Raw genomic sequence first — 15,955 nt, 5'->3', positions numbered from 1 at the left:
CCAGCGAGGCCCGTGGTTCTGTGGATGAATCCACCTCTGTGGACAATCTCGTACCCCTCGCGAGTGGTTTCGCGAGGGGTTTGCGGTCCCGGGGCGTGGCGGCCGCGCGGCCGCGGCTGATGATCCCCTGCAGCAGTGAGCGACGTTTCACGTGAAACACGATGCACTCGCCGCTGACGCAGGACCGCTCGACACTCCGAAATACGTACGTATGGCAGCTTTTATGGATCAGTTGCGCCGGGTTGACGGCTCATGCGTGCCGCACTGACGGCTCAGCGGCGGCGACGGGTCCTGCTGGGTCGGGCAGCCTTGGCCCGCTTCGCGGCGAACCTCACACCGCCCGGGCTCTCCCCGACCTCCACCCGTACGACGGTGGACAGCGGGTCCACGATGCCCTCGCCTACCTGAAGCACGGTGGTGTTCAACACACCGAGCTTGGAGAGCGCGGCACGAGCGCCGTCGATCTCCTCCTCCGCCGTGTCGCCCTTCAGAGCCAGCATCTCCCCGTACGGACGGAGCAGGGGCACACCCCAGCCGGCCAGCCGGTCCAGCGGCGCCACGGCACGCGCCGTCACGACATGCACCGGAGGGAGCTTGCCGAGCATCTCCTCGGCCCGCCCCCGCGCCACCGTCACATGGTCCAGCCCCAGGAGCTCCACGACCTCCTGGAGGAAGTTCGTACGACGGAGCAGCGGCTCAAGGAGCGTGATCTTCAGATCCGGGCGCACCAGAGCCAGCGGGATACCCGGCAGCCCGGCCCCCGAGCCGACATCGCACACGGTGACGCCCTCGGGCACCACCTCGGAGAGCACCGCGCAGTTCAGCAGGTGCCGCTCCCACAGACGGGGAACCTCACGCGGGCCGATCAGCCCTCGCTTCACACCCGCGTCCGCGAGGAGCTCCGCGTACCGGACGGCCTCCGGGAAGTACTCACCGAATACCGTCCGCGCCTGTTCGGGCGCAGGGGGGAGCTCCGCTGCCTCCGTCACGGGAACCGTCCTTCCGCACCGCACACGAAGGTGCGAGCGCACTGTGGTGGCTGGCTATCAGGCTGACAAGATCGGCCCCGCCTGCGAGCAGACGGGGCCGACACTGCGAGAGAGGTCAGGCAGGGAGCACGACGACGAAGCGCTGCGGCTCCTCGCCCTCGGACTCGCTGCGCAGACCGGCGGCGGCAACCGCGTCGTGCACGACCTTGCGCTCGAACGGCGTCATCGGGTCCAGCTTGACCGGCGCACCCGTCGACTTCACCTCGGACGCGGCCTTGGCGCCGATCTCTGCGAGCTCGGAACGCTTCTGGGCGCGGAACCCGGCGATGTCCAGCATCAGCCGGCTGCGGTCACCGGTCTCCCGGTGCACGGCCAGCCGGGTCAGCTCCTGGAGCGCTTCCAGAACCTCACCGTCGCGACCCACGAGCTTCTGCAGTTCACGGTCCGAGTCGCTGATGATCGAGACCGCGGCCCGGTCCGCCTCGACGTCCATGTCGATGTCGCCGTCCAGGTCGGCGATGTCGAGCAGACCTTCGAGGTAGTCGGCCGCGATCTCGCCCTCCTGCTCCAGGCGGGTCAGGGTGTCGCCACCCTCAGCGGCGGCGGCGGAGGTGGTGCCTTCCGTCACGGATGGACTCCTTCTACTTCTTGGACGACGGGTGCTTCGGGCGCTGCTGGCCCTTGCGCTGACCGGACTTGGCCTGACGGGAACCACCGGAGTTGGCCCGGCTCGGACGCCCGGGCTTGTCGCCCTGGGCCGAGTCCTTGGCCGCGTCCTGCGGCTTCTTCTCCAGCGACGTGGTGGGCTGCTCGGCGGCATCACCGGAGCCGGCGGCGTCATCGGAGTCCTCGGCCTCCTCGGCGCCCTTGGCAGTGGCGTGCTGGGCAGCTGCCTGACGCTGGGCCTTGGTCTGCCGCTTGGGCTGCTGACGCTTGGCCGCGGCACCGCCCTCGACCTCGGCGGCGACGGTCTCGCCCTTGATCACGGTGCCGTCGGCCTGGGCGGCGAAGCCGGCCTTGGAGAGGCCCACGAAGAAGCGACGCTCGTTCTCGTTGCGGTCGCCCCCCTTGGCGACGATCGCCTTGACCACGTTCTTCCGGCGGCGGCCGCGGACCTCACCGTGGGACGACACGCTCTTCAGCAGTCGCTGGAGGTAGGCGTCCTGGGCCTTGCTGCCCGGGGTGGGGTTCTGGCTGATCACGTACATCTGCTGGCCCATGGTCCACACGTTGGTGGTCAGCCAGTAGACGAGGACACCGACGGGGAAGTTGATGCCCATGACGGCGAAGATCAGCGGGAAGATGTACATGAGCATCTTCTGCTGCTGCATGTACGGGGTCTTCACCGAGAGGTCGACGTTCTTCATCATCAGCTGGCGCTGCGTGTAGAACTGCGAGGCCGACATCATGACGATCATGACCGCGGTGACGATGCGGACCGAGGTCAGCGATGCGTCGAGAGCGGCGACCTCGGCGGCGCTGTCCGTGAAGGTGGACGCCAGCGGAGCGCCGAAGATGTGCGCCTGACGGGCGCTGTCCAGCAGCGACTGGTTGATGACACCGATCGTCTTGCCCTCGGCGATGTGGGAGAGCACCGCGTACAGAGCGAAGAAGAACGGCGACTGCGCCAGGATGGGCAGGCACGAGGAGAGCGGGTTGGTACCCGTCTCCTTGTACAGCTTCATCATCTCTTCGGACTGACGCTGCTTGTCGCTCTTGTAGCGCTCCTGGATCGCCTTCATCTTCGGCTGGAGCGCCTGCATGTTCCGCGTCGACTTGATCTGCTTCACGAAGAGCGGGATCAGACAGATACGGATCAGCACCACGAGGGACACGATCGACAGGCCCCAGGCCCAGCCCGTGTCAGGGCCGAAGATCGCCCCGTACAGCTTGTGGAACTGGACGATCACCCATGAGACAGGTGTGGTGATGAAGCTGAAAAAATTGGCAATCGTGTCCACTAATCAGGCTCCTTGAGCATTGGGCGAGGTCTCTGCGGCCGGGCTCGTCTCGGCGGGGGACCCGCCCTTGTCGCCACGCAGCGCGCTCCGCAGCAGTTCGTGCCAGCGAGGACGCTTGCGCGGAGGCACGTGGTCCACGCCGCCGGGCGACCACGGATTGCACCGCAGGATGCGCCAGGCGGTCAGGGCAGTGCCCTTGATCGCGCCATGCCGGTCGATGGCCGTGAATCCATAGTGGGAACACGACGGGTAGTACCGGCAGACGGGCCCCAGAAGAGGGCTGATCGTCCACTGGTACAGCTTGATGAGAGCCAGCAGCGGGTACTTCATCGCGCGCCCCCTCCCAGGAGCCGCTGAAGAGCGGCGTCAAGGTCTCGGGCCAGCTGTGCGTGATCGGCGTCACCGGCTCCGGGCAACGCCCGTACGACCACCAGGCTACCGGGGGGCAGCTCGGACAGCCGTTCGCGGACGAGATGGCGCAGGCGTCGCTTCACTTGGTTGCGTACGACCGCACCGCCCACGGCCTTGCTCACGACGAAACCCGCACGCGTCAGGGGAGCGCTCTCCCCAGGCGCGTGCGGGTTCGTGGCACCGCTGCGTAGGTGGACGACGAGGAGCGGGCGACCGGCCCGGCGCCCTCGGCGTACCGCGGTTGCGAAGTCCTCGCGCCGCCTCAGCCGATTCTCGGTAGGCAGCACGTCATGACCTGTTTAAGCGGATCAGGCGGACAGGCTCGAGCGACCCTTGGAACGGCGGTTCGCCAGGATGGCGCGACCGGCACGCGTGCGCATCCGCAGGCGGAAGCCGTGGGTCTTGGCGCGGCGACGGTTGTTCGGCTGGAAGGTGCGCTTGCTCACTCGGGGGCTCCAGAAATGATTCGTAGATGGCGGGACATCGCCTGGCTGTCACCGTGCGCCCACGAGTAGCTCGCAATACGCCCGAGTGCACCGCTTCACGATCACAGACCGTGATCTTTGCCCATCGGAGGCAGGCGGCAGCAGCCATCGACAACTCGACCTGGTTACGGTACGCGCGGCTACGCCATCCGGTCAAACCGACCGATCGCCGGGGTCCATTGTGCACAGGCTGTGGACAACAACTTGAACCAGGTCATCCGCCGCGACTACCGTGGCTGGACTCCTAAATCTTTTTCCGTTCTGTCCTTACCTGTCCTGACAGACATCGACCCACCGTCCCGAGAACCACACATTCGTGGGACCTGCGAGGAAGCGTGCCCTGTGGCTGACGTACCTGCCGATCTTGCCGCAGTGTGGCCACGCGTGCTCGAGCAACTCCTCGGAGAAGGCCAACAGGGCATCGAGCCCAAGGACAAGCAGTGGATCGAGCGCTGCCAGCCTCTCGCACTCGTGGCCGACACCGCGCTCCTCGCCGTCCCCAACGAATGGGGCAAGCGCGTCCTCGAAGGACGCCTCGCCCCGCTCATCAGCGAGACCCTCAGCCGCGAGTGCGGCCGCCCGATCCGCATCGCGATCACCGTCGACGACTCGGTCGGCGAGCCGACCCCGCTCGCGCCCCCGACCCAGCAGCAGCCGCCGCGCTACGACGAGCGGCCGCCGGCGGAGACGTACGAGAAGTACGACGGCTACGGCCACCGGCCCATGCCCGACGACGGCATGCCCACCGCGCGCCCCGCCTACCCGGACTACCAGCAGCAGCGGCCCGACCCGGGCTCCTGGCCGCGCACCCAGGAGGACCTCTCCTGGCAGCAGCCGCGCCTCGGATCCTTCCAGGAGCGCGACCCGTACACCGGCCCGCGCTCGCCCCAGCCCCAGCAGCCCCGCTACGACGAGCGGCCGCCCGCCTACGACCAGCCGCAGCGACCCGAACGGGCCGAGCTGCCCGACGCCCCGCGCCCCGGATCCGGCCACGGTCCGAGGCCCGGCGGCCCGGGTGGGCACGGTGGCCCCGGTGGACACGGCGGACACGGGGGAGGCAGCACCGGCGCGGCCTCCGGGCAGGGCTCCGGCGCACCCGGCGAGCAGCACGCGCGACTGAACCCCAAATACCTCTTCGACACGTTCGTCATCGGTTCCTCGAACCGGTTCGCGCACGCCGCCGCCGTCGCCGTGGCCGAAGCGCCGGCGAAGGCCTACAACCCGCTCTTCATCTACGGGGAGTCGGGCCTCGGCAAGACCCACCTGCTCCACGCGATCGGGCACTACGCGCGCAGCCTCTACCCCGGCACACGCGTGCGCTACGTGAGCTCGGAGGAGTTCACCAACGAGTTCATCAACTCGATCCGCGACGGCAAGGGCGACACCTTCCGCAAGCGGTACCGCGATGTGGACATCCTGCTGGTCGACGACATCCAGTTCCTCGCGAGCAAGGAGTCGACGCAGGAGGAGTTCTTCCACACCTTCAACACGCTCCACAACGCGAACAAGCAGATCGTGCTCTCCTCGGACCGGCCGCCCAAGCAGCTGATGACCCTGGAGGACCGGCTCCGCAACCGCTTCGAGTGGGGCCTGACCACCGACGTGCAGCCGCCCGAGCTGGAGACGCGGATCGCGATCCTCCGCAAGAAGGCGGTGCAGGAGCAGCTCAACGCCCCTCCGGAGGTACTGGAGTTCATCGCCTCCCGCATCTCACGGAACATCCGTGAGCTGGAGGGCGCGCTGATCCGGGTGACGGCCTTCGCCAGCCTCAACCGGCAGCCGGTGGACCTGGGCCTGACCGAGATCGTCCTCAAGGACCTGATCCCCGGCGGCGAGGACTCGGCGCCGGAGATCACGGCCGGCGCGATCATGGCGGCCACGGCCGACTACTTCGGCCTCACGGTCGAGGACCTCTGCGGATCCTCCCGCAGCCGCGTCCTGGTGACGGCCCGGCAGATCGCCATGTACCTGTGCCGCGAGCTCACCGACCTGTCGCTGCCGAAGATCGGCGCGCAGTTCGGCGGCCGCGACCACACGACCGTGATGCACGCGGACCGGAAGATCCGTGCGCTGATGGCCGAGCGGCGCTCCATCTACAACCAGGTCACCGAGCTCACCAACCGCATCAAGAACGGCTGAGAGAGCCTCTCCGCACCTCGAAGGGCGCTCCGGGACACCTCCCGGGGCGCCTTTTCGCTCGCCTCGGTGGCGGCGCCCTGTCCGCGCTTCGGTGCGTCCGGTCGGGGCCCTCAGCGGCTCCCTCTCGCTTGCCTCGGTGGCGCCCTGGCCTCTGGGGCCCTCTGCAGCGCGCTTCGGAGGGCCTCTTCGCATGGTCGCGGGTGCGGTTCGCCGGGTCCCACACGCGTGTGCGGCAGCGGGGCTGTTCGATTTCGTGGACGCGGTGGCGTGTTCTCCACAGATTGCGGGATGATCTTCCGTCCACAGGGTGGGGACTCTTGAGTTATTCGAATCCCTTCCACAGGCACGGCGGCCAGGGCCTCAAGATCCCAGGTCAGGAGGGTGTGGATTTGTTGGCAACCTTGATCCACAGGTTGTGGATGAATCTTCCGTCCACAGGGGTCTCAGTTCGTTGTCCACCGGCAACCCACAGGGGCGGGTCTGTTACCCACAAGTTCTCCACACCCCTGTCCACTGTTCGGCAACGAAACGCCCGGGGTCACCGCGTCGAGTGAAAGCCGTCACATCGAGGGAGACGGTTGGGCTGTGGGGAACGTGGGTAAAGCTGGGGACAGCGCTGGGGAGAACTCCCAGTGGCCTGTGTACCGGTTGTGCAGAACTTTCGGGTGTCCACAGAGAACCCCTGTTGTCCACCGGCTCCACCCACAGGGGCAGTGGACAAAAAATCGGTGCTGACCTGCGAAAACGACGTTATCCACGGTTTCCACAGGCCCTACTACTACTCCCACATAGAGTTAGCCCGGAATCCGCTTCGAAGTGGGACCTGTGCACAACTCGGTGCCGGAGCCTCCCCGACCTGTTGTCGCGACTTGACCCCGACCCGCACCGAGTGTCGGCGGCGTACGTCAGACTGGTTCCCGCAGTCGACGAAGAGCCAGCAACAGCAGGAGGCGGTTCCGGTGAAGATCCGGGTGGAGCGCGATGTACTCGCGGAGGCGGTGGCCTGGGTGGCCCGTAGCCTTCCGGCCCGTCCGCCGGCGCCCGTACTCGCGGGCCTTCTGCTGAAGGCCGAGGACGGCGCGCTGAGCTTCTCGAGCTTCGACTACGAGGTCTCGGCCCGTGTCTCCGTCGAGGCGGAGATCGAGGAGGACGGCACCGTCCTGGTCTCCGGCCGTCTGCTCGCCGACATCTGCCGCGCCCTGCCCAACCGTCCCGTCGAGATCTCCACAGACGGTGTACGGGCGACCGTGGTCTGCGGCTCCTCCCGCTTCACCCTCCACACCCTGCCTGTGGAGGAGTACCCGGCGCTGCCGGAGATGCCCACCGCGACCGGCACCGTGCCCGGTGAGGTCTTCGCCTCCGCCGCCGCCCAGGTCGCCATCGCCGCCGGCCGTGACGACACCCTGCCGGTGCTCACCGGTGTGCGCATCGAGATCGAGGGCGACACGGTCACCCTGGCCTCCACCGACCGCTACCGCTTCGCGGTCCGCGAGTTCCTGTGGAAGCCGGAGTCCCCCGACGCCTCCGCGGTCGCCCTGGTGCCCGCGAAGACCCTCCTGGACACCGCCAAGGCGCTGACGAGCGGTGACACGGTCACCCTGGCGCTCTCGGGCTCCGGCAAGGGCGAGGGCCTGATCGGTTTCGAGGGCGCCGGCCGCCGCACCACCACCCGGCTGCTCGAAGGCGACCTGCCGAAGTACCGGACGCTCTTCCCCACCGAGTTCAACTCGGTCGCGGTGATCGAGACCGCCCCGTTCGTCGAGGCCGTCAAGCGCGTGGCCCTGGTGGCCGAGCGCAACACCCCGGTCCGGCTCAGCTTCGAGCAGGGTGTGCTGATCCTGGAGGCCGGCTCCAGTGACGATGCACAGGCTGTGGAGCGTGTGGACGCGCAGCTGGACGGCGACGACATCTCGATCGCCTTCAACCCGACCTTCCTGCTGGACGGCCTGAGCGCGATCGACTCCCCGGTCGCCCAGCTCTCCTTCACCACGTCCACCAAGCCCGCGCTGCTGAGCGGCAAGCCGGCCGTGGACGCCGAGGCGGACGAGGCGTACAAGTACCTGATCATGCCGGTTCGTCTGAGCGGCTGACAGCTCATGGGTGGCCGTCGACTGAGCGGCTGACCCCACAGGTGTGCAACGGGGTCCGGGCGTAGGCTCGGACCCGGGTAAACCGCACACAACGCTTAAGGAATCTCTGATGGAGCTCGGTCTCGTCGGTCTCGGCAAGATGGGCGGCAACATGCGTGAGCGCATCCGCCGCGCAGGCCACACCGTCATCGGATACGACCGCAACCCGGACCTCGCAGATGTCCACAGCCTGGAAGAGCTTGTGGGCAAGTTGAAGGGTCCGCGCGTCGTGTGGGTCATGGTCCCGGCCGGTGCCGCGACCCAGTCCACCATCGACGAGCTGGCGGATCTGCTCTCCCCCGGCGACATCGTCGTGGACGGCGGGAACTCCCGCTGGACGGACGACGAGAAGCACGCCGAGGAGCTCGCCGCCAAGGGCATCGGGTTCGTCGACTGCGGCGTCTCCGGCGGTGTGTGGGGCCTGGAGAACGGCTACGCGCTGATGTACGGCGGCGACGCCGAGAACGTGGCGCGCGTCCAGCCGGTCTTCGACGCGCTGAAGCCCGAGGGCGAGTTCGGGGCGGTCCACGCGGGCAAGGTCGGCGCCGGCCACTTCGCGAAGATGGTCCACAACGGTATCGAGTACGCGATGATGCAGGCGTACGCCGAGGGCTGGGAGCTCCTGGAGAAGGTCGACTCCGTCACCGACGTGCGCGAGGTCTTCCGCTCCTGGCAGGAGGGCACGGTCATCCGTTCCTGGCTGCTCGACCTGGCGGTCAACGCGCTGGACGAGGACGAGCACCTGGACCAGCTCCGCGGCTTCGCGCAGGACTCCGGCGAGGGCCGCTGGACGGTGGAGGCCGCGATCGACAACGCGGTGCCGCTGCCCGCGATCACCGCGTCGCTGTTCGCGCGGTTCGCCTCGCGTCAGGACGACTCCCCGCAGATGAAGATGATCGCCGCGCTGCGCAACCAGTTCGGTGGCCACGCGGTCGAGTCCAAGAAGTAATCCACAGGCTGTGCACCCCTGGTGCGCAGCAGCCGGGGGAAGGTCGGCGTACACCATGCATGTCACGCATCTGTCGCTGGCCGACTTCCGCTCCTACGCCCGGGTCGAGGTCCCGCTCGACCCGGGCGTCACCGCTTTCGTGGGCGCCAACGGCCAGGGGAAGACCAATCTGGTCGAGGCCGTCGGCTATCTCGCCACTCTGGGCAGCCATCGCGTCGCCTCCGACGCTCCGCTCGTACGGATGGGGGCGGACCGGGCGATCATCCGCGCCGCGGTCACCCAGGGCGAGCGCTCGCAGCTGGTCGAGCTCGAACTGAACCCCGGCCGGGCCAACCGCGCCCGTATCAACAGGTCGTCGCAGGTCAGGCCGCGTGACGTGCTGGGAATCGTGCGGACGGTGCTGTTCGCGCCGGAGGACCTGGCCCTGGTCAAGGGCGATCCCGGGGAGCGCCGGCGCTTCCTCGACGAGCTGATCACGGCGCGCGCGCCGCGCATGGCGGGCGTGCGCTCCGACTACGAGCGGGTGCTCAAGCAGCGCAACACCCTGTTGAAGTCCGCGGCCATGGCGCGGCGTCACGGCGGTCGTGGCATGGACCTGTCGACGCTGGACGTGTGGGACCAGCATCTGGCGAGGGCGGGCGCCGAGCTGCTCGCCCAGCGGCTGGATCTGATCGGTGTTCTGCAGCCGCTGGCCGACAAGGCGTACGAGCAGCTGGCGCCGGGTGGCGGACCGATCCTGCTGGAGTACCGGCCGTCCGCGCCGGGCCCCGGGCATACGCGTGAGGAGCTGTACGAGCAGCTCATCGCCGCGCTGGCGGAGGTCCGCAAGCAGGAGATCGAGCGGGGTGTGACGCTGGTCGGCCCGCACCGGGACGAGCTGGTGCTGAAGCTGGGCGATCTGCCGGCGAAGGGGTACGCGAGTCACGGTGAGTCCTGGTCGTACGCGCTGGCGCTTCGGCTGGCCTCGTACGACCTGCTGCGGGCCGAGGGGAACGAGCCGGTTCTCGTCCTCGACGACGTCTTCGCCGAGCTGGACGCGCGGCGCCGGGAGCGGCTCGCGGAGCTGGTGGCCCCGGGTGAGCAGGTGATGGTGACGGCGGCGGTCGACGACGACGTGCCGGGGGTTCTCGCGGGGGTTCGGTACGGGGTCGCGGGGGGTTCGGTGGAGAGGCTGTGAGGGGTGTGAGGTCGTGAGCGTGAACGAGAGCCCCCAGGACGGCCTGGCTTCCCCGGCCGGTCAGGCTCCGCAGTCGCCCAAGGCGCCCGAGCCCTCGGGTGTGGACCTCGCGCGGGTCGCGCTGCGGGCCGCCAAGGAGCAGGCGAAGGCGCGGGGCGCGGCGGCACAGCAGAAGAAGCAGGCTCGGCGGGGTGGCGGGCTGCGCTCGGGTGCCCACGCGGACGGGCGGGATCCGGTCGGTCTCGGCGCGGCGATCAACCGGCTGATCACCGAGCGCGGCTGGGAGACGCCCGCGGCGGTGGGCGGGGTCATGGGGCGCTGGCCGCAGATCGTGGGCGAGGACCTGGCGAAGCACTGTGTGCCGCTGAAGTACGACGAGGCTCCGGAGGAGCGGGTGCTCACGGTGCAGTGCGACTCGACGGCGTGGGCGACGCAGCTGCGGCTGCTGGCGCCGCGGCTGGTGGCGCGGCTGAACGAGGACCTGGGGCACGGGACGGTGCGGGTCATCAAGGTCCTGGGGCCGGGCGGGCCGCGCAAGGGGTACGGGCCGTTGCGGGCGCCGGGGTCCGTGGGGCCTGGGGACACGTACGGCTAGAGCGCCGGGCGGGGGCGGGTACGGGGCGCACGCGCGGGTCAAGCGAAGGCTCCGGTCTTGTGCGTGGTGCCCACCCCTTCCGCTCTGCGGAACATCTGCCCACAACGGGGTGGGCGGGTGGGGAGCGATTGCCCACAGCGGTTGCGGCCGCGGTGTCCACAACCCGCTACGACTCGAAGCGCTGGGTGGCCGTCAGAGCCCTTTGGAGCCCCTCCCTGGATATGGGGAGTCGTCTTGCTCCCGCCCAGGGCGGCACATGCGTACTCAGGTACCGGCAAACCCCCATTCGTGTCGGCGCTACCGGTAGACTGGTAGACAATCCCGCCACCCCGCGGAACAAGTCGAACGACGCAGCCGCTCCCGTATGCCCGGAGAACGGCCTGTGCTGTGCCAGAAAGGGCGCTTCGTGGCCGATTCCGGCAACCCCAACGAGATCACTCCGTCCACCAACGCTGCGTCGTACGACGCCAACGCGATCACCGTCCTCGAGGGTCTGGACGCGGTCCGCAAGCGACCCGGCATGTACATCGGCTCGACCGGTGAACGGGGACTGCACCACATGGTGCAGGAGGTCGTCGACAACTCGGTCGACGAGGCCCTGGCCGGCCACGCGGACACCATCGACGTCACGATCCTGGCCGACGGCGGCGTGCGCGTCATCGACAACGGGCGCGGCATCCCCGTCGGCATCGTCCCGTCCGAGGGCAAGCCGGCCGTCGAGGTCGTGCTGACCGTCCTCCACGCGGGCGGCAAGTTCGGCGGCGGCGGCTACGCGGTCTCCGGCGGTCTGCACGGCGTCGGCGTCTCCGTCGTCAACGCCCTCTCCACCAAGGTCTCGGTGGAGATCAAGACCGACGGCCACCGCTGGACGCAGGACTACAAGCTGGGTGCCCCGACCGCGCCCCTCGCCCAGCACGAGGCGACCGACGAGACCGGCACCTCGGTCACGTTCTGGTCCGACCCGGACATCTTCGAGACGACCGAGTACTCCTTCGAGACGCTCTCGCGCCGCTTCCAGGAGATGGCCTTCCTCAACAAGGGCCTCACCATCACGCTCACCGACGAGCGCGAGTCCGCGAAGGCCACCGTCGGCGCCGACGACCCGGACGCCGAGGCCGCCGCCGAGCCGGTCGCGCGCACGGTGAAGTACCACTACGAGGGCGGCATCGTCGACTTCGTGAAGTACCTCAACTCGCGCAAGGGCGAGCTGATCCACCCGACCGTCATCGACGTCGAGGCCGAGGACAAGGAGCGGATGCTCTCGGTCGAGATCGCGATGCAGTGGAACTCGCAGTACAGCGAGGGTGTGTACTCCTTCGCGAACACGATCCACACGCATGAGGGCGGTACGCACGAGGAGGGTTTCCGGGCCGCGCTGACGGGCCTGGTGAACCGCTACGCGCGGGACAAGAAGCTGCTGCGTGAGAAGGACGACAACCTCACGGGTGAGGACATCCGCGAGGGTCTGACGGCGATCATCTCGGTCAAGCTGGGCGAGCCGCAGTTCGAGGGCCAGACGAAGACGAAGCTGGGCAACACGGAGGCCAAGACCTTCGTCCAGAAGATCGTCCACGAGCACCTCAACGACTGGTTCGACCGCAACCCGGTCGAGGCGGCGGACATCATCCGCAAGTCGATCCAGGCGGCCACCGCGCGCGTGGCGGCCCGCAAGGCGCGCGACCTGACCCGCCGCAAGGGTCTGCTCGAGTCGGCGTCCCTGCCGGGCAAGCTGAGCGACTGCCAGTCGAACGACCCCACCAAGTGCGAGATCTTCATCGTCGAGGGTGACTCCGCCGGCGGCTCGGCCAAGTCCGGCCGCAACCCGATGTACCAGGCCATCCTGCCGATCCGCGGCAAGATCCTGAACGTCGAGAAGGCGCGGATCGACAAGATCCTGCAGAACACCGAGGTCCAGGCGCTGATCTCGGCCTTCGGCACCGGAGTCCACGAGGACTTCGACATCGAGAAGCTCCGCTATCACAAGATCATCCTGATGGCGGACGCCGACGTCGACGGTCAGCACATCAACACCCTGCTGCTGACCTTCCTCTTCCGCTTCATGCGTCCGCTGGTCGAGGCCGGGCACGTCTACCTCTCCCGTCCCCCGCTCTACAAGATCAAGTGGGGCCGGGACGACTTCGAGTACGCGTACTCGGACCGTGAGCGGGACGCGCTGGTCGAGCTGGGCAAGCAGAACGGCAAGCGGATCAAGGAAGACTCGATCCAGCGCTTCAAGGGTCTGGGCGAGATGAACGCCGAGGAGCTGCGTGTCACCACGATGGACGTGGACCACCGTGTCCTCGGACAGGTGACCCTGGACGACGCGGCCCAGGCGGACGACCTGTTCTCGGTGCTGATGGGTGAGGACGTCGAGGCCCGGCGTTCGTTCATCCAGCGCAACGCCAAGGACGTTCGCTTCCTCGACATCTGAGTCGGTCTCAGCTGACCGTACGAAAGGACTGACGACCAGCAATGGCCGACGAGAACCCCCCTGTGACGACCGAAGAAGAAGAGCCGGTGCTGCGGATCGAGCCTGTCGGGCTCGAGACCGAGATGCAGCGCTCGTACCTCGACTACGCGATGTCCGTCATCGTGTCGCGTGCGCTGCCCGACGTCCGGGACGGCCTCAAGCCCGTGCACCGGCGCGTGCTGTACGCGATGTACGACGGCGGCTACCGGCCCGAGAAGGGCTTCTACAAGTGCGCCCGCGTCGTCGGTGACGTCATGGGTACGTACCACCCGCACGGCGACTCCTCCATCTACGACGCGCTCGTCCGTCTCGCCCAGCCGTGGTCGATGCGGATGCCGCTGGTGGACTCCAACGGCAACTTCGGTTCCCCGGGCAACGACCCGGCCGCCGCCATGCGGTACACCGAGTGCAAGATGATGCCGCTGTCGATGGAGATGCTCCGGGACATCGACGAGGAGACCGTCGACTTCCAGGACAACTACGACGGCCGGAACCAGGAGCCGACGGTCCTTCCGGCGCGCTTCCCGAACCTGCTGGTCAACGGCTCGGCCGGTATCGCGGTCGGCATGGCGACCAACATCCCGCCGCACAACCTGCGCGAGGTCGCGGCCGGCGCCCAGTGGGCGCTGGAGCACCCGGAGGCCACGCACGAGGAGCTGCTCGACGCGCTCATCGAGCGGATCAAGGGCCCGGACTTCCCGACCGGCGCGCTGGTCGTGGGCCGCAAGGGCATCGAGGAGGCGTACCGCACCGGCCGTGGCTCGATCACGATGCGCGCGGTCGTCGAGGTCGAGGAGATCCAGAACCGCCAGTGCCTGGTGGTCACGGAGCTTCCGTACCAGACCAACCCGGACAACCTCGCGCAGAAGATCGCCGACCTGGTGAAGGACGGCAGGATCGGCGGCATCGCCGACGTCCGCGACGAGACCTCGTCCCGTACCGGCCAGCGCCTCGTCATCGTGCTCAAGCGCGACGCCGTCGCCAAGGTCGTCCTCAACAACCTGTACAAGCACACTGATCTGCAGACGAACTTCGGCGCGAACATGCTGGCGCTCGTCGACGGTGTGCCGCGCACGCTCTCGCTGGACGCGTTCATCCGCCACTGGGTGACGCACCAGATCGAGGTCATCGTGCGCCGGACCCGTTTCCGGCTGCGCAAGGCCGAGGAGCGCGCGCACATCCTGCGCGGTCTGCTCAAGGCGCTGGACGCGATCGACGAGGTCATCGCGCTCATCCGGCGCAGCGACACGGTCGAGGTCGCGCGCGAGGGCCTGATGGGCCTGCTCCAGATCGACGAGATCCAGGCCAACGCCATCCTCGAGATGCAGCTGCGCCGGCTCGCCGCCCTGGAGCGCCAGAAGATCGTCGCCGAGCACGACGAGCTCCAGTCGAAGATCAACGAGTACAACGCGATCCTCGCCTCCGAGGAGCGTCAGCGTCAGATCGTCAGCGAGGAGCTGGCGGTGCTCGTCGAGAAGTTCGGCGACGACCGCCGCTCCAAGCTGGTGCCCTTCGACGGTGACATGTCCATCGAGGACCTGATCGCCGAGGAGGACATCGTCGTCACGATCACGCGTGGCGGCTATGTGAAGCGGACGAAGACCGAGGACTACCGTTCGCAGAAGCGCGGCGGCAAGGGCGTACGCGGCACGAAGCTGAAGCAGGACGACATCGTCGACCACTTCTTCGTGTCCACGACCCACCACTGGCTGCTGTTCTTCACCAACAAGGGCCGGGTCTACCGGGCGAAGGCGTACGAGCTTCCGGACGCCGGCCGGGACGCGCGCGGTCAGCACGTCGCCAACCTGCTGGCCTTCCAGCCGGACGAGCAGATCGCCGAGATCCTGGCGATCCGCGACTACGAGGCCGCGCCGTACCTGGTGCTCGCCACGAAGGCCGGCCTGGTGAAGAAGACCGCGCTGAAGGACTACGACTCCCCGCGTTCGGGCGGTGTCATCGCGATCAACCTCCGTGAGGCGGAGGACGGCAGCGACGACGAGCTGATCGGCGCCGAGCTGGTGTCGGCGGAGGACGATCTGCTGCTCATCAGCAAGAAGGCGCAGTCGATCCGGTTCACCGCGACGGACGACGCGCTCCGTCCGATGGGGCGGGCCACGTCGGGCGTCAAGGGGATGAGTTTCCGCGAGGGCGACGAACTGCTCTCGATGAATGTCGTCCGGCCCGGTACGTTCGTCTTCACCGCCACCGACGGTGGGTACGCGAAGCGGACCAACGTCGACGAGTACCGCGTCCAGGGTCGCGGCGGCCTCGGTATCAAGGCCGCCAAGATCGTGGAGGACCGTGGATCGCTCGTGGGCGCGCTGGTGGTCGAGGAGACGGACGAGATCCTCGCCATCACGCTGTCCGGCGGTGTGATTCGTACGCGAGTCAACGAAGTCAGGGAGACCGGCCGTGACACCATGGGCGTCCAGCTGATCAACCTGGGTAAGCGGGATGCCGTCGTCGGCATCGCGCGGAACGCCGAGGCGGGCAGCGAGGCCGAAGAGGTCGAGGCCGCGATCGGCGATGGCGTCGAGACCGCGACCGCGGTCGAGGCAGCCGAGGGCAACGAGTCCTCGGTCGGGGAGCACGAGGAGTAGAGCGTGAGTGGAGCCACGGGCGCCGGTTCGGCGGCTGCCGGAGCTTCTGC

The 15,955-nt window shown here is 68.2% G+C and carries 13 protein-coding genes; 7 read left to right on the top strand and 6 right to left on the bottom strand.

Going from position 1 to position 15,955, the window contains the following annotated elements; genetic code table 11:
• Positions 1–272: 272 nt before the first annotated feature.
• The 6 genes from rsmG to rpmH form a co-directional block, all read right to left on the bottom strand.
• On the bottom strand, positions 273–989 hold the full coding sequence (gene rsmG / locus M5362_RS17340) for a 16S rRNA (guanine(527)-N(7))-methyltransferase RsmG (RefSeq protein ID WP_260228450.1): 717 nt from the start codon (positions 987–989) through the stop codon (positions 273–275).
• 115 nt (positions 990–1,104) lie between these two features.
• Entirely contained in the window at positions 1,105–1,617 is a 513-nt protein-coding gene (locus tag M5362_RS17335; RefSeq protein ID WP_260228449.1) for a R3H domain-containing nucleic acid-binding protein, read from the bottom strand.
• 13 nt (positions 1,618–1,630) lie between these two features.
• Entirely contained in the window at positions 1,631–2,950 is a 1,320-nt protein-coding gene (yidC, locus tag M5362_RS17330) for a membrane protein insertase YidC (protein WP_260228448.1), read from the bottom strand.
• Positions 2,951–2,953: 3 nt separating this feature from the next.
• Positions 2,954–3,280, bottom strand: a complete 327-nt coding sequence (gene yidD / locus M5362_RS17325) for a membrane protein insertion efficiency factor YidD (protein ID WP_260228447.1) — start codon at positions 3,278–3,280, stop codon at positions 2,954–2,956.
• Positions 3,277–3,648 carry a ribonuclease P protein component gene (gene rnpA, locus M5362_RS17320; RefSeq protein WP_260228446.1) on the bottom strand — a complete coding sequence of 124 codons (372 nt, stop codon included), beginning with the start codon at positions 3,646–3,648 and terminating at the stop codon, positions 3,277–3,279. The genes yidD and rnpA overlap by 4 nt, the downstream gene beginning before the upstream one ends.
• A 21-nt stretch (positions 3,649–3,669) precedes the next feature.
• Complete coding sequence (gene rpmH / locus M5362_RS17315) at positions 3,670–3,807, bottom strand: 50S ribosomal protein L34 (protein ID WP_060891143.1); 138 nt, start codon at positions 3,805–3,807, stop codon at positions 3,670–3,672.
• Between the two features lie 381 nt (positions 3,808–4,188).
• Between rpmH and dnaA the strand changes: the two genes are divergently transcribed.
• From dnaA to gyrA, 7 genes are all read left to right on the top strand, one after another.
• Complete coding sequence (gene dnaA, locus M5362_RS17310; RefSeq protein WP_260228445.1) at positions 4,189–5,985, top strand: chromosomal replication initiator protein DnaA; 1,797 nt, start codon at positions 4,189–4,191, stop codon at positions 5,983–5,985.
• Positions 5,986–6,944: 959 nt separating this feature from the next.
• Complete coding sequence (gene dnaN, locus M5362_RS17305) at positions 6,945–8,075, top strand: DNA polymerase III subunit beta (protein WP_260228444.1); 1,131 nt, start codon at positions 6,945–6,947, stop codon at positions 8,073–8,075.
• Positions 8,076–8,184: 109 nt separating this feature from the next.
• A complete protein-coding gene (gene gnd / locus M5362_RS17300; RefSeq protein WP_260228443.1) occupies positions 8,185–9,063 on the top strand; it encodes a phosphogluconate dehydrogenase (NAD(+)-dependent, decarboxylating) in 879 nt (292 codons plus the stop codon).
• A 55-nt stretch (positions 9,064–9,118) separates the two neighbouring features.
• Positions 9,119–10,240, top strand: coding sequence for a DNA replication/repair protein RecF (gene recF, locus M5362_RS17295; protein WP_260228442.1), 1,122 nt, complete (start codon positions 9,119–9,121; stop codon positions 10,238–10,240).
• Between the two features lie 43 nt (positions 10,241–10,283).
• Positions 10,284–10,835, top strand: a complete 552-nt coding sequence (locus M5362_RS17290) for a DUF721 domain-containing protein (RefSeq protein ID WP_260228498.1) — start codon at positions 10,284–10,286, stop codon at positions 10,833–10,835.
• A 382-nt stretch (positions 10,836–11,217) separates the two neighbouring features.
• Entirely contained in the window at positions 11,218–13,266 is a 2,049-nt protein-coding gene (gene gyrB / locus M5362_RS17285; protein ID WP_260228441.1) for a DNA topoisomerase (ATP-hydrolyzing) subunit B, read from the top strand.
• Between the two features lie 41 nt (positions 13,267–13,307).
• Entirely contained in the window at positions 13,308–15,905 is a 2,598-nt protein-coding gene (gene gyrA / locus M5362_RS17280) for a DNA gyrase subunit A (protein ID WP_260228440.1), read from the top strand.
• Positions 15,906–15,955 lie beyond the last annotated feature (50 nt).

Origin of the sequence: Streptomyces sp. Je 1-79 (assembly GCF_025195125.1) — a bacterium.
Taxonomy (GTDB): Bacteria; Actinomycetota; Actinomycetes; order Streptomycetales; family Streptomycetaceae; genus Streptomyces.
This window is presented reverse-complemented; position numbering and strand designations above follow the sequence as displayed.

Bases quoted from the DNA above. Each gene is read 5' to 3' on its own strand.
- yidD (WP_260228447.1), bottom strand. From the start codon at position 3,280: ATGAAGTACCCGCTGCTGGCTCTCATCAAGCTGTACCAGTGGACGATC.
- gnd (WP_260228443.1), top strand. From the start codon at position 8,185: ATGGAGCTCGGTCTCGTCGGTCTCGGCAAGATGGGCGGCAACATGCGT.
- recF (WP_260228442.1), top strand. From the start codon at position 9,119: ATGCATGTCACGCATCTGTCGCTGGCCGACTTCCGCTCCTACGCCCGG.
- gyrA (WP_260228440.1), top strand. From the start codon at position 13,308: ATGGCCGACGAGAACCCCCCTGTGACGACCGAAGAAGAAGAGCCGGTG.